21 protein-coding genes and 1 pseudogene are annotated in these 20,641 nt (G+C 66.3%); 11 read left to right on the top strand and 11 right to left on the bottom strand.

Features of this window, described 5'->3' with window-relative positions:
• Window positions 1–6 precede the first annotated feature (6 nt).
• Window positions 7–1,071: a hypothetical protein gene (locus ALTAJ2_RS14895; RefSeq protein ID WP_007108630.1), complete on the top strand. Its 1,065-nt coding sequence runs from the start codon at window positions 7–9 to the stop codon at window positions 1,069–1,071.
• A gap of 84 nt (window positions 1,072–1,155) precedes the next feature.
• Here the strand turns inward: ALTAJ2_RS14895 and ALTAJ2_RS14890 are convergent, their stop codons facing one another.
• Together ALTAJ2_RS14890 and ALTAJ2_RS14885 are read right to left on the bottom strand one after the other, a co-directional pair.
• Window positions 1,156–1,821: an HTH domain-containing protein gene (locus tag ALTAJ2_RS14890; protein ID WP_049900008.1), complete on the bottom strand. Its 666-nt coding sequence runs from the start codon at window positions 1,819–1,821 to the stop codon at window positions 1,156–1,158.
• Window positions 1,822–1,940: 119 nt separating this feature from the next.
• On the bottom strand, window positions 1,941–2,891 hold the full coding sequence (locus ALTAJ2_RS14885) for a DMT family transporter (protein WP_007108628.1): 951 nt from the start codon (window positions 2,889–2,891) through the stop codon (window positions 1,941–1,943).
• Between the two features lie 180 nt (window positions 2,892–3,071).
• On the opposite strand from ALTAJ2_RS14885, the gene ALTAJ2_RS14880 reads away from it, so the two are divergent.
• The gene (locus tag ALTAJ2_RS14880; protein ID WP_007108627.1) at window positions 3,072–3,551 is read left to right on the top strand and encodes an Lrp/AsnC family transcriptional regulator; all 480 of its coding nucleotides are present in this window, start codon (window positions 3,072–3,074) and stop codon (window positions 3,549–3,551) included.
• Window positions 3,552–3,584: 33 nt separating this feature from the next.
• Here the strand turns inward: ALTAJ2_RS14880 and gatE are convergent, their stop codons facing one another.
• The 4 genes and pseudogenes from gatE to btuC form a co-directional block, all read right to left on the bottom strand.
• Window positions 3,585–5,453 carry a Glu-tRNA(Gln) amidotransferase subunit GatE gene (gene gatE, locus ALTAJ2_RS14875; RefSeq protein ID WP_007108626.1) on the bottom strand — a complete coding sequence of 623 codons (1,869 nt, stop codon included), beginning with the start codon at window positions 5,451–5,453 and terminating at the stop codon, window positions 3,585–3,587.
• Between the two features lie 143 nt (window positions 5,454–5,596).
• Window positions 5,597–6,049, bottom strand: coding sequence for a cupredoxin domain-containing protein (locus ALTAJ2_RS14870; RefSeq protein ID WP_007108625.1), 453 nt, complete (start codon window positions 6,047–6,049; stop codon window positions 5,597–5,599).
• A 249-nt stretch (window positions 6,050–6,298) separates the two neighbouring features.
• A pseudogene (locus tag ALTAJ2_RS14865) lies at window positions 6,299–7,516 on the bottom strand (ATP-binding cassette domain-containing protein); the annotation flags it as partial.
• A gap of 116 nt (window positions 7,517–7,632) precedes the next feature.
• The gene (btuC, locus tag ALTAJ2_RS14860) at window positions 7,633–8,730 is read right to left on the bottom strand and encodes a vitamin B12 ABC transporter permease BtuC (RefSeq protein WP_007108622.1); all 1,098 of its coding nucleotides are present in this window, start codon (window positions 8,728–8,730) and stop codon (window positions 7,633–7,635) included.
• A gap of 58 nt (window positions 8,731–8,788) precedes the next feature.
• Between btuC and ALTAJ2_RS14855 the strand changes: the two genes are divergently transcribed.
• From ALTAJ2_RS14855 to ALTAJ2_RS14840, 4 genes are all read left to right on the top strand, one after another.
• Complete coding sequence (locus ALTAJ2_RS14855; protein ID WP_007108621.1) at window positions 8,789–9,868, top strand: PGF-CTERM-anchored ABC transporter substrate-binding protein; 1,080 nt, start codon at window positions 8,789–8,791, stop codon at window positions 9,866–9,868.
• A gap of 97 nt (window positions 9,869–9,965) precedes the next feature.
• Entirely contained in the window at window positions 9,966–10,247 is a 282-nt protein-coding gene (srp19, locus tag ALTAJ2_RS14850; RefSeq protein WP_006184118.1) for a signal recognition particle subunit SRP19, read from the top strand.
• A 1-nt stretch (window position 10,248) separates the two neighbouring features.
• Window positions 10,249–10,509: an H/ACA ribonucleoprotein complex subunit GAR1 gene (locus ALTAJ2_RS14845; protein ID WP_007108620.1), complete on the top strand. Its 261-nt coding sequence runs from the start codon at window positions 10,249–10,251 to the stop codon at window positions 10,507–10,509.
• Window positions 10,510–10,606: 97 nt separating this feature from the next.
• The gene (locus ALTAJ2_RS14840) at window positions 10,607–11,680 is read left to right on the top strand and encodes a presenilin family intramembrane aspartyl protease PSH (protein WP_007108619.1); all 1,074 of its coding nucleotides are present in this window, start codon (window positions 10,607–10,609) and stop codon (window positions 11,678–11,680) included.
• Window positions 11,681–11,750: 70 nt separating this feature from the next.
• On the opposite strand, the gene ALTAJ2_RS14835 is transcribed toward ALTAJ2_RS14840, so the two are convergent.
• The 4 genes from ALTAJ2_RS14835 to ALTAJ2_RS14820 form a co-directional block, all read right to left on the bottom strand.
• Entirely contained in the window at window positions 11,751–12,446 is a 696-nt protein-coding gene (locus ALTAJ2_RS14835; protein WP_007108618.1) for a DUF6517 family protein, read from the bottom strand.
• An 88-nt stretch (window positions 12,447–12,534) separates the two neighbouring features.
• Window positions 12,535–13,656: a sensor histidine kinase gene (locus ALTAJ2_RS14830; protein WP_007108617.1), complete on the bottom strand. Its 1,122-nt coding sequence runs from the start codon at window positions 13,654–13,656 to the stop codon at window positions 12,535–12,537.
• Window positions 13,657–13,761: 105 nt separating this feature from the next.
• Window positions 13,762–15,282: a cysteine--tRNA ligase gene (gene cysS / locus ALTAJ2_RS14825; RefSeq protein WP_007108616.1), complete on the bottom strand. Its 1,521-nt coding sequence runs from the start codon at window positions 15,280–15,282 to the stop codon at window positions 13,762–13,764.
• Window positions 15,283–15,431: 149 nt separating this feature from the next.
• A complete protein-coding gene (locus ALTAJ2_RS14820) occupies window positions 15,432–16,052 on the bottom strand; it encodes a DUF7509 family protein (protein ID WP_007108615.1) in 621 nt (206 codons plus the stop codon).
• A gap of 98 nt (window positions 16,053–16,150) precedes the next feature.
• Between ALTAJ2_RS14820 and ALTAJ2_RS14815 the strand changes: the two genes are divergently transcribed.
• Window positions 16,151–16,555: a winged helix-turn-helix domain-containing protein gene (locus ALTAJ2_RS14815; RefSeq protein WP_007108614.1), complete on the top strand. Its 405-nt coding sequence runs from the start codon at window positions 16,151–16,153 to the stop codon at window positions 16,553–16,555.
• A 51-nt stretch (window positions 16,556–16,606) separates the two neighbouring features.
• Here ALTAJ2_RS14815 and ALTAJ2_RS14810 read toward each other — a convergent pair whose 3' ends face one another.
• Window positions 16,607–17,158, bottom strand: a complete 552-nt coding sequence (locus ALTAJ2_RS14810) for a DUF7523 family protein (RefSeq protein ID WP_007108613.1) — start codon at window positions 17,156–17,158, stop codon at window positions 16,607–16,609.
• Window positions 17,159–17,262: 104 nt separating this feature from the next.
• Here ALTAJ2_RS14810 and ALTAJ2_RS14805 point away from each other — a divergent pair, with 104 nt between their 5' ends.
• The 4 genes from ALTAJ2_RS14805 (at window position 17,263) to ALTAJ2_RS14790 (ending at window position 20,210) form a co-directional block, all read left to right on the top strand.
• Window positions 17,263–17,589 carry a NifU family protein gene (locus tag ALTAJ2_RS14805; protein WP_007108612.1) on the top strand — a complete coding sequence of 109 codons (327 nt, stop codon included), beginning with the start codon at window positions 17,263–17,265 and terminating at the stop codon, window positions 17,587–17,589.
• A gap of 181 nt (window positions 17,590–17,770) precedes the next feature.
• Window positions 17,771–18,028, top strand: a complete 258-nt coding sequence (locus ALTAJ2_RS14800) for a BolA family protein (RefSeq protein ID WP_007108611.1) — start codon at window positions 17,771–17,773, stop codon at window positions 18,026–18,028.
• Between the two features lie 114 nt (window positions 18,029–18,142).
• Window positions 18,143–18,604: a PH domain-containing protein gene (locus tag ALTAJ2_RS14795; RefSeq protein ID WP_007108610.1), complete on the top strand. Its 462-nt coding sequence runs from the start codon at window positions 18,143–18,145 to the stop codon at window positions 18,602–18,604.
• 31 nt (window positions 18,605–18,635) lie between these two features.
• Window positions 18,636–20,210, top strand: a complete 1,575-nt coding sequence (locus ALTAJ2_RS14790; RefSeq protein ID WP_007108609.1) for a PH domain-containing protein — start codon at window positions 18,636–18,638, stop codon at window positions 20,208–20,210.
• Window positions 20,211–20,641: the final 431 nt, after the last annotated feature.

Here is a 20,641-nt window from a genome sequence, read left to right as displayed (position 1 = left end):
TACTGGATGACCGACTTACGTCGACGGAACGCGTTGCAGTTGCTCGGCGGTGGCATGGCGTTTCTGGCCGGTTGCTCGGAGACGTCCGACGGAAACGGTACCGAAACCGACGACACCGGCTCGAACGATTCGAACGACCCGAACGATTCGAACGACCCGAACGATACCATCGAGGGAGACCTCCCGTCGTACGCCTCGGTACTCCCGACGACCGAGCGCTCGACATACTTCTACGGCGCGATCGATGTCGAGACGATGAGCACCCTGCTCGAGGACGAGGGTGCCGAAGCCGGCGCGGAACCGACGGACCCGCTCGTCGGCAACCCGGTCGTCGTCGCGCTCCTCTGTTCGTTCGGCCTGCAACAACTGGGGTCCTCCGCCGGACGCAGTGCGTACACCGACCACAACGAGACGGCCGACGGCGAGGAGCAGTTCGTCTACGCCGACGGTGTCTACGCCCTCGTCGGCTCGTACGATCGTGACGGCCTCGCGACGGCGCTCGAGGCGGCGGGCTACACCGCCGAACGCGAGGCGGACGCCTACGCCGTCTATACCGACGCCGAGAGCGACGAGGTCGTCGGGATCTCGGCAGGCGTGTACGCGTACTCGTATCCCAACGGCGACGAGTCCGACTTCGATCCGATCGCCGCGGTCGAGCGGACGGTCGCGACGGCGGCCGGTGACCGACCGCCGAAACACGAGGTCGACGACGGCTTCGACCGACTGCTTCGAGCCGGCGAGAACGGCGGGATCACGAGCTGTCTGTACACCGACGCCGACGAGTTCGACGCGGACGCTCTCTCGAGCGATCGGGCGACCGACGAGGACAGCCTGCAGTTCGCCTTCGATGCCTTCGAGGGGGCGAACGGCGTCTCCCAGCACCTTGCGGTGACCGACGCCGATGCGGCCGCGACCGCGACGGCCGTCGTCACCTATCGCAGCGAGGACCGCGTCGATCAGGGCCGCCTCGAGTCGGCGCTGGGAACGGAAGCGGAGACCGTCGAGTTCGCCACCGTCGGCTCGCGGGTCGAAATCGACGCCGAGTACGGTGGGGAGTTCGCCCGCGAGTAACCGCTCCATCGATCGCCGACTCGAGCCCGGTCGAGCCCGACGGGGCAGGCAGTCCCCCGATTCCGGTCCCCATCTCCCGAATCGCTACTGCGGTTCGACGATCGACGGCTCCCCTTCCCGTGTCGGTCGCGTCGGCTGCGACTCGCGGCGGCCGGACTCGGAGACGGTCCCGATCCAGCCACAGTCGCCACACGCGAACAGCCCTTGGCCGTCGATCAACGACCCGCCGCAGTCGGGGCACGTGTCCGCCGTCCCCGACTCGAGACGCTCGTCGGAATCGGTGACCGACCCGAGCGGCGTCGGGAGACCGCCGGTTCGAAGCGTCGCGATCGCCTCGTCGGTGGTGTAGGTGTCCGTGGTCGCCTCGTCGGAGTGTGGGAAGACGCCGAGCAGTTCGTCGCCGGCGTAGAGTTCGAGGCACAACAGCGGCGTCACGAGTCGCTCCCGGGTCTCGCCGGTCACCTGTGATGTCGTCGTACGCTTTCGGAACGGCGGCCGGATCGTCACGCCTCGCTCGTCGGCCCACGCCGAGAACCGTTCGTAGCTCTCGAGGACTTCCTGGTGGGGGCTCTCCTCGGACAGTGCGATCTCCTTGGGCCAGCTCCGAAGCAACAAGTCGTCGATCGCGCCTTCCGTCTCGCAGGCCTGTATCGTCTCGATCTGTTCGTCCACCGGCTCGAGCAGCAGCGGCGCTCGGACGTGACACACCACGGTCAGTGCCGGTCGGTCAGGTTCTCTCGTCAGAGTCATCAGTCAGGTGGTCGGGCAACGTGTGTGCTAATAAATGTTTTCGACGGGGCGGATATGACCCGCCAACCCGACCGGCCGGCGCGAGCGGGAACTGCCGCAGTCGCCCGTGACCGGCCCGATCACGGCGTCGTGGTGGTGGCTCCGTCGACGGCCGAGCGAAGCAGGGACCGCAGCGCCTCGCGTTTGATCATGACGAAGCCGGCGAGGATCGTTACCAGACCGACGAGGGTGAGCGAATCGACGAGGTATCCCAGCGTGACCCAACTCACGCCCATCGCGACCACCGGCTCGGCGTAGCTGACGAGAATGACCTGCGTCGCCCCGCTTCGCTCGAGCAGGTGGAAGTAAAGGAAGAACGCGAACACGCCGGAGACCAGCGTCAGGTAGGCAAACGAGAGCACCATTCCCGAGGTCAGTTCGATCGCCGCGACCGACTCCCCGCGCAGGAACGCCCAGCCGAGCAACACGCCGGCCCCGATGAGCATCGCCCACGCCTGGAGCGTCTCGATCGGGAGCGCCGAGTCGATCGGGCGGACGAGGACGCCCCCGAGTGCGAACGCGATGGCCGCACCGAACACGAGGGTCGCACCGACCGTGACATCGCTGCCGAGTGCGGCTGACGACGGCTGGACGACGGCGATCACGCCCACCAGACCGAGCACGAAGCCCGCAACGCCGGCGGGTGCCAGCCGCTCTTCCGGGAGGACCACGCCGGCGAACGCTGCCGTCAGGATCGGTGCCGTGCTGACGATGGTCGCCGCCACCGCGCCCGAGACGTACAGTTCGCCGAGATACAACAGGCCGTGATAGAGCGCGATGACGAACGTGCCGGCGACGGCAACGGCCGCCCATTCGCCCCGACCCGCCGGTCGAACCCGATCGTTCGTCACGGCCGCGTATCCGAAGACGATCGCACCCGCGATCGCGTATCGAAAGCCGGCGAACAGAAGCGGCGGGACGTACTCGAGTCCGATCTCGATCGCGACGAACGAACTCCCCCAACACAGTGCGAGCATCGAAAAGAGCACCGCTTCGCGGTACCCGTCTGGAACCGAATCGATTGATCTCATATTCCATTCGGAAATCACGGCCGTATTTAGATCCTTCTACAAGCGCACCGTGTTTTGAGAACCAAAGACCACACATATGAATGAATTTCGAATCGGCAGCCACTGGTTCGCCTCTAGTTGTAGAAATATCCAATTACGTCGGTCGGAAAACACATGCCGGTTGGGGCCGAACGCCGTCCTATGGACGAACGCGACGTGCGCCTCCTCAAGGCGATCGCCGAACTCGAGACGGGGAGCCCCGAACGGCTCCACGAGGCGACCGACATCCCGATCTCGACGATCCACTATCGGCTCAACAACCTCCGGGACGAGGGCGTCATCGAGAACGACCGCTACGATATCGATCTCGAGGAACTCGGCCTGGGTGTCACCGTGTTGATCGAGGTGCACGCGGACTATCAGGGCTCCTACGAGACGTTCGCGGATCGGCTCCTGACCGTCGAAGGAGTCACGAACGTCTATTTCACGATGGGCGAGACGGACTTCATCGTCGTCGCGCGCCTGAGCGACAGCGGCATGGTCGAACGCCTGATCGCCGAGTTCGAACAACTCGAGGGCGTCGAACGGACCGACTCGACGTTCGTCATTTCGGCGATCGAAGAACGGGACGCGCTTCAGAGCTACAGCCTCGAGACGCTGCTCGAGGAACTCGTCGAGTGACGACCGCGGGAAAACGAGACGCCGGCTACCGGGCTACGTTCGCTTCTGAATCTCCTCGCGGAGGAGTTCGCTGACGAGGTCGCCGTCGGCCTTCCCGCGGAGCGCACCCATACACTCGCCCATGAGTCCCGAGAATGCCTGCATGCCCTCTTCTTCGACCTGGTCGCCGTTTCGGTCGACGACCTCGACGATCGCCTCGCGGACCTCCGCCTCATCGGCCCCGCCGAGTCCGGCGTCGTCGGCCGCCGCCGCAGCCGTTCGGTCCGGGTCCTCGGCCAACGCCTCGAGCAGGTCCGGCACGCCCTCGTTGGGGAGGTCGCCGTCCTCGACCATGCGGAGGACGTCTTCGAGATGGTCCCGAGTCAGCTTTTCGACGGGTACGTCGTCGCGTCGGAGTTCCGTCAGCGTCGACTCGAGCGTCGTCGCGGCCAGCGTCGGATCGATCCCGTCGGCCACGACAGCCTCGAACAGGGGCATGTACTCGCCGAAGGCGACCTGCTCGGCCAGCCCCTCGCCGAGGTCGAACTCCTCCTGATAGCGGTCGACCTTCTCCGTCAGGAGTTCGGGTTCGGGGACGTCGCTCGGGTCGGGTTCGACCGGCGGCACGTCCGTTTCGGGGTACATTCGCGCCGCGCCCGGCAGGGGACGGAGATAGCGGGTCGTCCCGTCGTCGTTCGCACCCCGCGTTTCTTCGGGCACTCCCTCGAGCGCGGTTTCGGCGCGCTCGGCGGCGGCCTCGATGGCGGCCTCGGCCACGTCCGTCTCCGCGGCGACGATCGCGACGGCGTCCTCGGGACCCGCACCGACCGCCTCGCGCAGGGCCGTGACCTCGTCCTCCGTGACCCCGTACGCAGGCAGTTCGTCGGTGTGGAAGATCCCGCCCGCGCCGTGGCGCTTCGCGTGATCCGAGAGTTCGGTCCCGAGCCGGCGGTCGGGAGCGATCTCGCGACCCACGATCCCGTCGAAGCCATACAGCGGGACCGCCGTGACGGACCCACCGGCGTTCAGTGCCCCCGCGATGACGCCGCTGTCGGTGTCCTCGAAGACCTCGGTCACGTCCCGTCGGTCACCGACCGACGCGTCGCGATCCGCGAGTTCGTCCCGGATCTCGACCAGTTCGGCCTGTCGGGCGACCTCGTTGCGGACGATGTCGTCGATGTCGTCGAGGCTCTGGACGCCCTTGATCTCGACGCGAGCGCCCTCCGCGATGGAGACGTTGACGTCCTGGCGGATCGTCCCCAGTCCGCGCTTGACCTTCCCGGTCGAGCGCAGCAACATCCCGATCCGTTCGGCCGCCTCGAGCGCCTGTTCGGGGCTCGAAATGTCCGGCCTCGTCCCGATCTCGACCAGCGGAATGCCGAGTCGATCGAGGCTGTAGCGCACCCCGTCGTCGGTCTCCGCGACGCGCTGGGCGCTCTCCTCCTCGAGCAGCATGTCCTCGATCCCGACGGTGCCCTCGCTGGTCTCGATCTCGCCGTCGGTGGCGATCAGCGACGAGCGCTGGAACCCCGTCGTGTTCGAGCCGTCGACGACGATCTTGCGCATGACGTGGGCTTGATCGACCGGCTTCATGTCCATCAGCTGGGCGACCTCGAGGGTCGTCTCGAGGGCCTCTTCGTCCAACTCGTGGGGCGGTTCGTCGTCCTCTTCGACGAGACAGGTCGTATCGTAGGCGAGGTACTCGAACTCCCGTTCGACCTTGCTCTCCTCGACGGCGGCGTCGTCGAGTTCGCCCAGTTCGCTCCGAGTCGGGTGGAGGTAGCGCGTGAAGCTGCGCGTCGACTCCTCGGGCTCCCGGAGGGCGGTCGGACACTGACAGAACAGCTTCGTCGCCGTGTCGAGTTGCTGGTGGATCTCCAGCCCGGCGACGAGGCCAAGCGCCTCGTAATCGTAGTCAGTCATTGGCGGCCACTCGGTGGCGGAGGGGTAAAAAACCGTCCAGTCCGCGCCGTCGCGGCGGACCAGCCACTACCCGGTCCCGTCGTCTCCCGTCTCGCTCTTCGATTCCGCTTCGGTCTCGGCCCCTGCTCGTCGTGCCCGTTCGATTAGAGGTCGAACCCGCCGTCGAACTCGACGTCACCGCGCATCGACTCGGGATGGAACGCACAGTAGTACTCGGTGACGTCCTCGTCCGCCTCGAACGTCACCGATACTGTCTCGCCCCCCGTCTCCGACGAGTCGGATGCCTCGAGTTCCTCCCCGTCGTCGCTCTCGAGGACCAGTTCGTGCTCGGCGCCGTCGGCGTTGATCCAGACGAGCTCGTACGCCTCTCCGTCCTCGAACTCCAGCGTCGGGTTCTCTTCGCCTTCGATCTCCTCGGGTGCGATGCCGTACCAGTGGTCGATTCGGCCAGCGAGGATGATCGGACGCCGATCGGTTTCCTCTTCCTCCTCGTTCCCGTTCTCCTGGGCGGTCACCGCGCCCGCTACACCGGTGGCCGCAGCCGTCGCACCGATGAGTTCGAGTGCCGTTCGCCGCGTCCGTTCGGAGCGGGTCATACATCGCGTCGACTCCGGCGACGACGAAAAAAGCGTGCTCCCGTTTCTCGAGACAGAGTGAGGTTTGACGGGGGAAGCGGGCATTGATTCGCTTCCCGATCGACGAAACGGATACCGGCTCCCGTTGCGAGCCGATCGGGTTCCGCCCGCTGTACTGGTGTCGATCTCGGTCGGACGTCTCGGTCTCGGAACGCGTTTTGATCGTGTAATACCCGCTTGACCGCGCTCACCGTCGACAGCCGGCAGTCGTCATTCGTCGGTCGGATCGATCGACGGCGACGGCTGGGACTGTGGCCGATTCCCGTCACCCGCTGTGACCGCATCGAGCACGCGACGCCGTGGGACTTCGATCGCACGCTCTCGATAGCTCTCGTACCGGTTTCGGGCGGCACTGCCGGCGAAGTTCCGCTCCTCGAATGGCCGCGTTTCGATCAGGACGAGCGATTCGGCATCGTCGACCACCTCGAGGAGCGCTCGGGTTCCGGACCCGACCACGAAATCGGCGAGGACCGTTACGCCGGCATCACGAATCAGCGTCTCGGCAGCCTCCAGCTCCGCGGGGGAGAGCGTCGCGAACGGCTCGGTTTCGAGGTGCTCGATGCCGATCGACCGCGCCGTTTCGGCCGCGGTATCGCCGCTCGAGACCGGGCCGAGCGTCACGTCGATTCCCGCGGCGCTCAATCGAGCGACGACGCCGGCAGCGGCGACTCCACTCCCCACCACGTGGACGCGCTCCGGGTGGGAATCGGCGTGGCAGTCGGCCCTGAACGCGGTCACCGTTTCGGTTCCCGTCACCGGGTTGGGCATGACGACCGCGTTCGCGTCGAACGACGCCGCGAGGGCATCGCCGGTCAGAACGCTCGCGGGAGGTCCGTCCCGGGCGACCGCGCCGTCGGCGAGCAACACGAGCCGATCGCAGTACCGCGCGGCCAGATTCAGATCGTGAATCGCCGCGACCACGGTCCGTCCCTCCGCGACCAGGTCGCGGACGAGTTCGAGCGTCTCGATCTGATGATTGATATCGAGACTTGCCGTCGGTTCGTCGAGCACCGTGACCGGCGTTTCCTGGGCGATCGCGCGCGCCAGGACAACGCGCTGTCGCTGGCCGCCGCTGATCTCGTCGATCGGCCGGTCGGCCAACTCTGCCGTGCGGGTCCGCTCGAGGGCGCGCTCGACCGCAGCGCGGTCTTCGGGGCCCGGCGAGGAGAACCGCGAGCGATGTGGCTGTCGCCCCATCTCGACGACGTCGCGGGCCGGGAAGGAAAACGAGAGCGACGTGTCCTGGGGCACGACGGAGACGAGCCGGCTCGAGGCCCGCGAGGAGAGGTCGTGGACGTCGACGCCGTCGATCCGTACCGTTCCCGAATCGGGCTCGAGCGCGCCGCTGATCGCCCGCAATAGCGTGGTCTTCCCGGCCCCGTTGGGTCCGATGATACCGACGAACTCGCCGGGCTCGATCGTGAGGGAGATCCCCTCGAGCACCGAAAGATCACCGAACGCGAGGGAACAGCCGTCGATGGAGACGGTCACCGGCTCGGGTCCGAACCCGGAGTCCCGTTCGTCGTCGCCGCGATCGGCGTCGGTCATACCGAATGCACCTCCCGACGGGTGAGCAGAAACAGGAAGAACGGTGCGCCGAGCGCCGCCGTGATGATCCCGACGGGGACGACGGCGGGACCGGCCCGGGCGATCGTATCGGTCGCGACCAGGAACGACGCGCCGGCGAGCGCGCTGGTCGGCAACAGGATTCGGTGATCGGGGCCGACGACGAGCCGCATGATGTGCGGGACGACGAGCCCGACGAAGCCGATGATACCCGCGACCGCGACGCCGGCGGCGGTAATGACGCTCGCGAGCGCGAGCAAGAGCAGTTTGGTGCGTTCGACCTCGATGCCGAGGTGGTGAGCGTCCTCCTCGCCGAGCAGGAGGACGTTCAGGTCCCGTCTGAACGCACACAAAACGAGGACGCCGACCAGCGTGATCGGGAACGCGAACGCCACGTCGCTCCACTGGCTGTTGTTGAGACGTCCCATCATCCAGAAGACGGCTTCCCGCAGCGAGTCGCCGCTGTGGACGAGCATGTAGGAAATCATCGCACCGAGGAACGCCTGGACCGCGACGCCGGCGAGCAACAGCGTCGCGACCGGCGTCCGTCCCCCGTCGGTCGCGATCGCGTAGACCAGAAACGCCGTCGCGAGCGCGCCGACGAACGCCGAGAGGTGAAGCCCCCCGAACGGAACCAGCGCCGGAAACGCGATGGCGGCGACCGCCCCCGCGGCGGCACCGGAGGAGACGCCGATGATAGACGGATCGGCCAGCGGGTTTCGAAAGAACCCCTGCATCACGGTTCCCGCGGCGGCGAGTGCGAGCCCGACCGTCGCCGCGAGCGCGATGCGGGGTAACCGAATGTCCGCGACGATGATCTGGCGCGTCGCCGGAACGTCGAACGAAAAGACCGCGGCGTACTCGAGTCCGGGAACCGGCACGGAGAGGCCGAGGAGGGGAATCGAGGCGCTGCCGACGGTTACGCCTGCGGGGACGACGATCGCGTTCAGCATCGCCATCGCGACCGTCACGAGGTCGATCCTGACCGGGCCGAGGGCGGCGCTGGTGAGGGAAACGACGACCAGCAGAACGACTAACCCGGCCGACCATGCCGCCGTTCGGACCGGTCGGTACATATGGCAACCAAACTTGCAGTGGGCAAATATTTGTTGAAGTAGGGTGGAGGATCGTGCGATGCGACGATCGCTCCCCGTCTTCCTGGCCGTACTGATCGCCATTTCGGCGTTCGCACCCGCTGTCACCGGACAATCGACCGACGGCCCCGACTCGTCGGTCGAGTGCGAGTTCCCGCTCGAGGTCACCGACGCCACGGGCGAGACGGTGACGCTCGAGGACCCGCCCGACTCCGTCGTCGCGCTCCAGCCGAGCGACGCCCGGACGATGTTCGAAATCGGGGCCGAGGACCGCCTCGTCGGGCTGCCCGACAACCCGGCGACGAGCGACCTCGAGATGGGTGACCGAACGGCCGTCACCGACGGCTACGAGGTTCTTCCCGAACGAGTGGTCGATCTCGATCCCGACCTCGTCGTGGCCGCCAATACGACCGACGGCGAAACCATCGCGCAACTCCGTGCCGCCGGACTTACCGTCTACCAGTTCGACGACGCCGAATCGATCGCCGACGTTCGCGACAACATCCTGACGACCGGCCGACTCACCGGCGAGTGCGACGGGGCCGAAGCGACGGTCGACTGGATGGACGAGCAACTCGCGATCATCGACCGGGCGCTCGAGGGGACCGACCGCCCGCTGGCGTACTACGCGATGGGCGACGGCTACACCGCCGGTTCGGGGACGTTCATCCACGATGCGATGACGACGGCGGGGCTGGAACCCGTCGCGGACCGCGCCGGCATCGAGGGCTACGGGTCGATCAATCCCGAGACGGTCGTCAACGAGAACCCCGAGTGGATCGTCTATCCCGACGACAGGGAGGAGCCCCCGATTCACGAGTCGATTCGGGCGACGACGGCATCCCGGAACGACAACGTCATCGCGGTCGACGCGAATCGGATGAACCAGCCCGCACCGGGAATCGTCTCCACGATCATCGATCTCGTCGAGACGGTGCATCCCGAGGCCTACGAACAGGTGAGCGACGATCTCGAGGCGGCTCCCGAGAACGGCGACGGGAGCAGCGATGAGACCGATACCGACGCGGCAAGCGGCGAGAGCGCCATCCCCGGATTTGGGGTCCCCGTCGCCGTCGTCACCCTGTTGGCCACTCTCGGGATCGCCACACGGCGTCGATAATCCGAGCGACCCTTTTCGGCCACTCCCCCGTTCAGTTCGGAGCCAGTTACGTATCGTTTTGAAAAGGGTTTACTCGCCGGACCTCCCAGGGACGCGCATGGTCGAGAACGTTATCTGGCCCGCCTATCTCGATGCGTCCCTCTCGCGGGCCGAGGGACGGCGCGTATCCCAGGATCTGGCGGTCGAGGAGCCGACGGTCGACGAGATCGCGAAGGCCGTCCAGCAGATCGGGTACGACGCCACGATCGAGCGGGACAAAGCCTACTCTCGAGAACACTGGGCCGAACGGGGCCGCGTCGTCGTCCGCGGGGCCGACGACTCGACGAAAAACGACCTCGTTCAGGCCGTCGCGGCGTACGTCGTCGCGATGCGTGAGTAACATGCATCGGGTTGGAACGGTCGTCCGTACTGCACAGGGGCTCGCAATCCTGCGGGCGGACGAGGGTGACAGCGGCGAGCGCGCCACCGATATCGACGGCCACCGCGACGATATCGGGACGATGGTCATCGACGACGACCTCGAGACCGTCGGCCGCGTCGTCGACGTCTTCGGACCGGTTTCGCGGCCCTATCTGGCGGTGACCCCCGACGACGGGACACACCTGCCGTCGCTGGTCGGATCGACGTTGTACGCCCGGTAACGCCCGATCCGACGGCGTTCCGTTCGGAACCGATCGCTCTTTTTTCGGCGACCTCGAAGTGGAAAGGCCAATAGGAACGGGGTGCAAACGCCGCGCCATGAACGACCGCACTCGGGTCCTCGCCGCCGTCGGCGCGACGGTCTGCCTGTTTCTCGGCGTCCAACTCGGCGCGCTGGCGTTGGTCGACCCGTTCACCGAATCGGGCCGACAGGCCGTCGAAAACCCCGACGACCCGACCAACAGCATCCTCTACGTCGGCGTCATGCTCGTCGCGACCGGGCTCATGCTCGCCGCGTTCAAGTACGACCTCGACCGCCTCATTCGACTCCTGCTCATCGGCGTGAGCGTGATGATCTCGTGGTACGTCTTCGCCGAACTCGTCCCCGCGGTCGTCGACCCGTTCGTCTCCGAAGGGGTCGCAAGCGGGCTCGCGATCGTCGCCTCGCTGGCCGTCGGCGGCGCACTCCTGTGGTATCCCGAGTGGTACGTCATCGACGGCGCGGGGGTGGTGATGGGGGCCGGTGCCGCCGCCCTGTTCGGGATCAGCTTCGGCCTCCTTCCCGCACTGCTGTTGCTCTCGGCGCTCGCGATCTACGACGCCATCAGCGTCTACGGCACCGAACACATGCTCGACCTCGCCGAGGGCGTGATGGACCTCAAGATTCCCGTCGTGCTCGTCGTCCCGCTGACCCTCTCGTACTCCTACCGCGCGGCCGGCAGCACCGACGACGTTCTCGAGGACGGCGGCACCGAAACTGAGCCGCACGACGATCCCGCCGGTGACGCGCTCGGCGATGACGCCACGGACGGCGATGCAGCCGACCCCGACGATACCGACGCGGCTGCCGACGCCGGATCGGACGCGGACGGCGCGCTCGATCGGGACGCGCTGTTCATCGGCCTCGGCGACGCCGTCATTCCGACGGTGCTCGTGGCTAGCGCGGCGGCGTTCCTCGACGCCGGCACCCTTTCCGTCCCCGTCCTCGCGGTGAACCTGCCGGCCCTCGGCGCGGCGGTCGGCACGATCGCCGGCCTGCTCGCGCTCATGTACATGGTTCTCGAGGGGCGGGCCCACGCCGGACTGCCGCTGCTCAACGGCGGCGCGATCGGCGGCTACCTGCTCGGGGCGCTCGCAAGCGGGCTCTCGATCGCCACCGCGATCGGCCTCTGAACGCGCTCCGCAGTCGCCGATCCGCTGTCACCTCTCGTGGCGACTTCCCGAGCCGTCGATTCGGCTGGACTCACTCCTCGCCGCCGTCCGCACCGTCCTCGACGAGATCGACCTCGAGATCGTCGTAGTGCTCGAGACCGCGAACCAGCGTATCGATCCGCGCGGTCTCGCCCGGCACGACGTCGGCGGCGGGATACACGGCGGCCACGACGATGTGGTCGTCCTCGTGGTCGCGCTGGACGATGTCGAGAACGATATCGGCCTCGTACTCGTCCTGCAGCGTTGCCGTTCCCCCGTACGTCTGGAACGAAAAGCGCTCGCCCAGTGCCTCGAGCGCGCGACCGCCGACGGCCCGTTCGATCGTGAGGCCCGCGTAGTGGTCCTGAATGCGGTCGGCGATCTCCCTGTTCGAGAGATCGCTCACCGGGTTGAAATCCGCGTCACCGACGCGAACCTGCGGCGTCGTGAGCACGCCGAACACGCCGGATCGAACCGGCTCGTCGCCGAACTGCTCGGCCGGCAAGTCGATCGCCCGATCGTACGTGCTGACGTAACTCGTCGCTTCGATGTCCTCGCCGCCGACGCGTTCCTCGTCGACCCGTCGTCTCGTCCCCCGGTACTCGTAGCCGGCCTCGGCGGCCGCTTCTTCCGAGACGCGCGCCGGCGCTGCCGAAAACGTCGTCATGTCGTCGATACCGCTGAGGCAGCCGGCCGCCGTCCCGATCACGCCGGCCGCGAGCGCGCCGATGAACTGCCGTCGGTCCATGTCACTCACTCCGACCAGCGTCGAACGGATAAGCGACGCGGCGATCTTCACCGCCTGATGACCGCGCGATCGGCGTTGTCTCCCTGACCTACGAGCCGAGGACGGAGACGCCGCGTACTTCGAATCTGGCACCGCCGTCACGGCCCGTCGTGGCCGAAACCGACCAGCCGTGTGCGTCGACGACGTGTCGGACGATCGCGAGCCCGAACCCCGATCCACCGGCGTTCGAATAGCCGGATTCGAACACCTGCTCGCGCTGGGCGGCCGGAATCCCCGGTCCGTCGTCTTCGACGTAGAACCCGTCGAACGCGCCCGCCTCGCCCGTCCAGTCCGCATCCCCCGCTTCTTCGCGGCGATCCTCGTCGACCGCCGGCTCGCTTCCTGCCACCGCCTCGAGCGCCCCGATTTCGATGCGCGGAGCGTCGCCCGCGTGCTCCACGGCGTTTCTGAACAGGTTCTCGAACAGGTGACTCACGAGCGAAGCGTTCGCACGGATCACGATGTCGTCGCGGACCGAGACCGTCGCCGACCCCGTCCGGACGTTGGCCCACGCGGTTTCGACCGCGGTCGCGAGCGGAAGCGGGTCGGCCTCCTCGACTTCGTCGACGGTCACGAGCACCAGCGCGTCGTCGATGATCGCTTCCATGCGCTCGAGCGACGAGCGCAACGCGCTCCGATCCTCGTCGCCGGCTTCGAGCGTGGCACCGTCGTCCAACTCGAGCATCTCCGCGTGGGCCAGCGCGACCGATAACGGATTGCGAAGGTCGTGCGAGAGCAGTTTCGCGAACGACTCCATCCGGTCGGCCTGGTCTCTGGTCCGTTGCTCGAGCAGCCGTCGCTCGGTGATGTCGATGTGCATGACGAGGACGTACGCCTCGCCGTCGTGTTCGTACGGCGTCGCCTGCATCATGTACCAGCCGTCCTCCTCGGGGCCGTGACAGGGGTACTCGAGGGAAAACGTGTCGCGCTCGCCGGCTGCGACGGCGCGGATGCCCCGTGCCGTCGCCGTCGCGTCGGGATCGTCGCTGGCTTCGCAGACTTCGAGGTAGTTGCTCCCGACTCCACCCGTGTCCTCGCTCAGTCCCTGTGCGTCGCCAAACGAGTGCCACGACTCGTTCGTGTAGACGATGTCACCTGCGTCGTCCAGAATGGCGATGCGCGCGGGGAGCGCGTCGAACCCGGCCGCGACGAACGAGCCTGAACGTCTCATTGTGTCTCCTTTGAACGCGACCTACTTGAGACGTCTTGCCGTTGGGCTGTCATACGACTCCTGGCCGACCACGGCGGGCCCGGCGAGCACGGGATCGAACCCCGCTCACTCCGCGGTCGGCAGCCGATACGTCGAGCCGTCGTCCGTATCCTGCACCTCGATCCCGAGCGCCGCGAGCTCGTCGCGCAACTCGTCGGCGCGCTCGTAGTTGCCGGCCTCGCGCTCCCGCTCGCGGACCTCGAGGACGAGGTCGACGACATCACCCGCGAGTTCCGCAGAACCGGTCGTCTCGCCGGTAAAGGTGAGGCCGAGCACGCCGCCCAGTTCCGCGAGCGTGTCGACGGCCCGCCGGAGGCCGCGGTAGTCGTACTCGGGTCCGGCGTCGCGGTCGATCTCGTCGCGTGCGGCCTCGAGATGCCGGTTGATGGCCGTGGCGATCGACAGCAGTGCGGACTGGGCCTCCCGCGTGTTGAAGTCGTCGTTCATCGCGGTCGTAAACGCCTCGCGCGCGCCGTCGATCGCGTCGCGCAACGTCCCGTCTTCGACCTTCGAACTCGCCGCCGGGGAGTCAAGCGCCTCGACGGCTGCCTCGTAGCCCCGCTCGAGTTGCGCCCAGCGCTGCTCGGCCTCGGCGATCGTCTCGTCGGAGTAGAGCTGTTTGCTGTTGTAGGAGCCGGCGGTCAGGAACGTCCGTACGACGTTCGTTCCCCAGCGGTCGATCGCTTCGTCGACCGTGACGAAGTTGCCCAGACTCGAGGACATCTTTTCGTCGTCCATCTGGAACAGTTCACAGTGGAGCCAGTAGTTGGCGAACTGTTGGTCCGTCGCGGCTTCGGACTGTGCGATCTCGTTTTCGTGGTGGGGAAAGACGAGATCACGGCCACCGACGTGGATATCCAGGGTCTCGTCCAGGTGGGTCATGCTCATCGCCGAGCACTCGATGTGCCAGCCCGGACGGCCCTCGCCCCACGGCGAGTCCCAGGTCAGCCCCGCGGGCGGGTCGCCGCCGTGGTCGACACCCTCGTGGCGGTGCTCTTCGACGGCGTCGGGATCGACACCGCCGGCCTTCCAGAGCGCGAAGTCCGCCGGATTCCGCTTCTCGGCGCGCTCGTCGGGCTCGCCCTGGGATTCGATCTCGTCGAGTTCCTGGTTCGAGAGCTTGCCGTACTCGTCGAACCCGGTCACGTCGAAGTAGACCGAGCCGTTGGACTCGTAGGCGTAGTCCTTCTCGATCAGGGTCTCGACGAGGTCGATGATCTCGGGCACGTGTTCGGAAACGCGGGGATAGACCTCCGCACGCAGGAGGTTCAGCGAGCGCATGTCGTCGATCGTCCGCTGGATGTAGGTCTCCGCGACCGCGGCTTCGCTCTCGCCGAGGTCGTCCTCGCCGACGCGGGCGACGATCTTCTCGTTGACGTCGGTGAAGTTCTCGACGTGACGGACGTCGTAGCCGAGGTGCTCGAGCCAGCGGTGCATGACGTCGACGTGGACCCACGACCGCGCGTGGCCCAGATGCGGCGGGTCGGAGACCGTCAGGCCACAGTAATACAGGAGCACGTCCTCGGGGTCCCGTGGCTCGAACGGCTCGCGCTCGCCCGTCAGCGTGTTCGTCACGTGCAGGGTCATTACGCGCATTTCCCCCGGACGAAAGTTAAACGGTGTGATGACACCCGGTGTGCCACGCGCCGGTCAGCGGGACGAGCGCGCTCCGGGCGTGACCGAGACCGGTCGGACACGAGGTGCCCGACGCCGGGGCCGATAGCACGACCGATGTGTCAGTCGAGCGCCTCGAGGTCGCCGAACCGCTCGCGGTTCATCGTCGTGACGACGAACCGGCGCACCGTATCGATCAGGTCCGCCTCCGTGTCGTACGTTTCGACCCGGAGGTCCCAGCGGGTTCGTGCCGACCGGATCATCTCGCTCGTCACGTTCGCCTCGTGGACGAAGACGATCCTGTCCCCGTGCGTTTTCGCGACGTTCTCGAGGATGCTTCCCGCTTCCTCGCCGACACCGAAGTTGTGGCCGAGAAAGGGGACGACGAAGACGGTCGCGTTCGCGTGGCGGGCGTACTCGATACTCTGGGTCACCGCATCGATCTCGTCCGTATCGATATCGACGTCGACGGCGAGGAACGCGTTTACGCCCGGGTCGGTCCGAAGCGTTCCCTGCACCCGCCGGAGCAGCGCTTTCGCCTCGTCGATCGCGTCCTCGTTCCGAAAGAGCGTTCTGAACGGGCCGGGAAGGGCGTCGATGTCCACGTCCCGTAACTCCTCGTCGGACAGGACGTAGTTCAGATTGAAGGATTTGTACGGTCCCATCAGGTAGAGGAGGAACCGATCGTACGTGACCGCGCCGAGCCGGTCGGCGATACGATCTCGCGTGATATTCGGGGACATACCCCGACCAATTCGGCGGGATAATATAAAGAACGGTGTTTTCAGCAGATGCTGGCTTGACAAGGACTAAGAGACGAGCGCGAGTAGTTCGCGCTACGATGGGGACGAAACACACGCGGATCGCCGACGACCCGGACGATCCGGACGACCTCCTCCCGGCGGAGAGCGTGCTCTCCCTCGAGGAGTACCTCGAGATGCAGGCCGCGATCGGCAATCGGACCCGTTTCGAGATCGTCTACCGGCTCTCCCGGACCGACGAACTGACCCCCACGGAATTCGAGTCGATGATGGAGATCGACGATAGCACCCTCCACTACCACCTCAACGAACTCCGGGACGTGGGCCTTATCGAAAAACGCGTCCGGACCGAACGGGACAGCGAGGGGTTGTATACGTACTACAGGGCGACGATCCTCGGTGACGTCATCCTCGAGCACGGCGTCGAGGAACTCCTCCGTCGCGAATGGGCGTTCAGCGAGGCGTACGATAGCAGCGAGCACTGAGCACGGGAATCTCGATCACTCTTCTGTCGTTCGAAGCCGTTTCTCCGCTTTTCACACCGTTTCGCTGTCCGCTCGATCGAGCGTGTCTTCGACCGCCCGCAGCGCGTCGGCACCCTCGAGGCGGTCGACCGTGACCACCATCGTTCCGTCGGCGACGCCCGCCGCAGTCGCTGCCAGTCCGTCGGCCGAAAGCCGCGCCAGTACGTCGGCGAGTGCGGCGGCATCGACATCGCCCGTCGCGACGATCGCGGTGCGATCACCGCCGCAGGGGCCGACCGTCACACCGCCGACGCTAACGAGCGGGGCGTCGGGTTCGCCGTCCACGTCGGCTCCGTCGGCAGTGGTCTCGAGCGGGCCGATCCCGCGTTCCATCCGGACCCGAACGGCTCGCGATTCGGTCTCGTACGCCGGTAACTCGTCGGCGTATCGCCGCAACGCCGTCGCAATGGCGTCGGTCTCGCCGTCGACCGCGAGAAAGCGAGCCGCGGCGGTGTAGTTGACGACGCCGGCTCGCAGGGCGGTCCGGAGGAACGGCCGCCGATCGACCGCCCGACGGGTTTCGGCTGCCAGTGACATATCGGGGACGGCGTCTCGCGTCGGCATAAAGTCGCCGCCATCGTGTCGGACGGCTCGCAGTCGCGCCGTCGCCGCCGTCCGAGGGAACGTTCGCCCGACAGTATATATCGCTCCAGCACCTGGCCTTACCCATGAGCGAGTCCGACACGGAGCAGTCCCCCGAGGACGCGGTCCGCGACGAAGTGTCGCTGTTCCTCCGACGGAACTTCCCCCAGATCGAGATGCACGGCGGCGACTCGTCGATCACCGCGGTCGACCTGGACGAGCGCCACGTCTCGATCAACCTGAGCGGTGCCTGCAGCGGCTGTGGCGTCAGCCCGATGACGACGCAGGCGATTCGTCGGCGTCTCCCGTCCGAAATCGACGCGATCGACCACGTGTCGGTCAGTACCGGTCTCGAGGGGCTCGCCGACGAGAGTTCCTCGGGTCGCAACGTACCGCCCGACACCCCGTTCTGACACCCCGACTCACGGTCTCGGTTCCAGCACTCGAGCCGTTCCCGGGCCGGACGGGACCCGCAACGAAGGGTCCGATCGCGGCGAATTGGCGGCATTCCCCGTCGCACAACACTTACTACGGACCCGTCGGCAGTTGGCCGCGACCGCGGTACTTTTGCCACGAGCGATGCATGCCCTTCGTATGGAACCAGCAGCCGTCGAGGACGTCATCGAATCGAATCTCGAGGACAGCGAGGCGACGGTCACGCACGCACGCGACGAACACGACGATGACCACCTCGCTGCGACGGTCGTCTCGCCGGTCTTCGATGGGCTCTCGCTCGTCCAACAACACGAACGGGTCTACGACGCGCTCGGCGATCACATGACGACCGACATCCACGCCCTGGAACTCTCGACGTACACGCCCGAGGAGTACGCCGACCTCGACGAGCAGTAGTGCGGACCGGTTTCGCGCCGTCCTCGAGACGGCTCTCGTCGGCGGCTTCGATCACGACGCCGCCCGACCGCTCTGAACCGTAGCTTTATCCACTGGGATTGACATGATGTGGGTATGGAGTCGCTTCATCCCCGCATCCGGTTGCTCTGGATCGCTCGCGGCGCGCTCGCGGCGGTCGTCCTCGCCGTCGCACTGGTCGTCCTCGACCAGTGGCAGCTCACCGTCCCCACGGTCGCGATCGGGGTCGTCGTCGCGCTCGCGCTCGTCCTCGTCGTCGCCTACGCCGTTCGCCTCTATCAGGTCTGGCGGTTCGAACTCCAGGACGACGCCCTCTACCTCGAGCGGGGCGTCGTCACCTTCGTCGAGACCGCGGTCCCGTTCGTCCGCGTCCAGCACGTCGACACGCAGTTCGGGCCGATCGAGCGCGTCCTCGGACTCTCGAGCGTCGTGGTCTACACGGCCGGCTCCCGGAACGCCGACGTTCGGATTCCGGGACTGACGCCGGATCGAGCCCGGAGCCTTCAGGAAACCCTCCGTGAACTGGCGGTCGAGAGCGAGGCCGAGGACGCCGTCTAACATGAAGCGCTTACACCCACTGAGCGGAGCGATGCTGGCCCTCCAGCGCGGCGTCACCGGATTCTCCATGCCGTTTTTCTTCGTCATGGTCGCGGCGAGCGTCGTCGATTTCGTCGCTATCGGTTGGGTGTTCTGGTTGGCCCCGATCGGCTTCGTCGCCGGCGCGGGGTACGGCATCGCCCACTACTACCGATTTGGCTACGCAGTGACGGCCGATACCGTCGATGTCTCGTCGGGGGTGTTCTCCCGACGATCCCGGGAGATTCCCTACCGGCGGATTCAGAACGTCGACGTCTCGCAGGGGCTCCTCCAGCGGGTGCTCGGTGTCGCCATCGTCTCGATCGAGACCGCCGGCGGCGGCGACACCGAGGCGACGCTCCACTTCGTCAGCGAGGAGGAAGCCGAACGGATTCGATCGGAGATTCGCCGGCTGACGGCTGCGACAGCGGAGTCGACCGCCGAACCCGACGCCGACCGTCCGGGATCCGCCGACGAGTCGGCTTCCCCTTCCGAATCCACCCGTCGCGACCGACCGGGAGACGGGGCCACGCCGACCCAGTTGTTCGAACTCGAGGCCGAGGAACTGCTGCTCTACGCCCTCTCGTCGTTTCGGTGGGGGGCGGCGATCTTCCCGCTCGTACTAGTATTGTTCCTGACCGGCTCCGATTCGGGGTCGGGCCTCGTGCCCGCATTCGTGTTCGACGCCGCGCGTCCCTTCGGCGGCCCGGCGACGCTCGAGGGGGTGTCGATCGGCCCGGTGCTCGTGTTGATCGCCGTGTCGCTCGTCCAGTGGTCGGTTTTCACGTACGTCTCGAGCGCGATCTATACGGTCGCGAACTACTACGGGTTCCGTCTCGGACGCGCGGGCGACGACTTCGTCTACGAGCGCGGACTGATTCAGCGATACAGCGGCTCCATCCCCGCGGACAAGGTCCAGTCGGTCACGATCGCCGAGAACCCGCTCCAGCGGTTGCTCGGCTACGCCGGCCTCTGGGTCGAGACGGCGGGTTACGGACCCGACAGCGGCGACGGCAGCCAGGCGACGGTTCCGATGGCTCGACGCGATCGCGTCCATCGCTTCGCGGAGAACCTCACCGGTGCCGAGCCGTCGGGATTCCAAAGCCCGCCGCCGCTGGCGCGTCGACGGTACTTCGTCCGCTACGCTCTGCTCGCGGCCGTCGTCGTCGTCGCCGCGTTCGGACTTGCGCAGGTCTCGGCCCTCGAGCGCTGGTATCTCGCGGCGGTCGTCTTCGTCGCAGTGCCGCCCGCGGCACACCTGCGGTACGCCAACCTGGGCTACGTCGTTGGAGCCGATCACCTCGTGATCCGGACCGGCTTCTGGAAGCGCCGGACGACCGTAATTCCCTACTACCGGATCCAAACGGTCGCGACGCGACGATCCGTCTTCCAGCGGCGGCTCGAACTGGCGTCGCTGACCGTCGACACCGCCAGTTCGCGGACCTTCGTCTGGGGAACGCCGACGATCTACGACATCGACCTCGAGACGGCCCGCGAGATCCACGGCACGAGCCGAGAACGGCTTCAGTCGGCGCTGCGCGACCGCGCTCGCACGGACGATATCGGGCTTTCGGTGGATTTTACGTGACTCAAACCGATTCCCCGCAGATTATAGCCAGGATTGATAGGAATTGCCTCGAAGTGACTAAGCGAGAGTACCAGTCGTTACTGCGACGGAAGACCACAGGATGGCTTTCGAACCTCCAATGAGCCGGCCCATTCAGAGGGCGTATCTACGTAGGTGATTCTGGCCATATCTAGAAAATATTATGTAATTTTAATCAAATTATTATAATATGGGTTTAGAACAAATACAAGCCGATCGTGGGTTCGGTGCAATAATTCTTGGGACATTATTGTATTATTTGGTTGAACAAAACACGAATGCTGTGCTATTAGCGGCCGGATGTTTCGCGTTCGTGTACGTATTGGCAACAACATACGAACCGATTGCACAGTCCGTTGTGTTCACCACAGCGATGGTCGCAGTCCTTTCTCTAGCATCATTATTGATCGGGA

Source organism: Natrinema altunense (assembly GCF_000731985.1).
GTDB classification, from domain to species: domain Archaea; phylum Halobacteriota; class Halobacteria; order Halobacteriales; family Natrialbaceae; genus Natrinema; species Natrinema altunense.
This window is presented reverse-complemented; position numbering and strand designations above follow the sequence as displayed.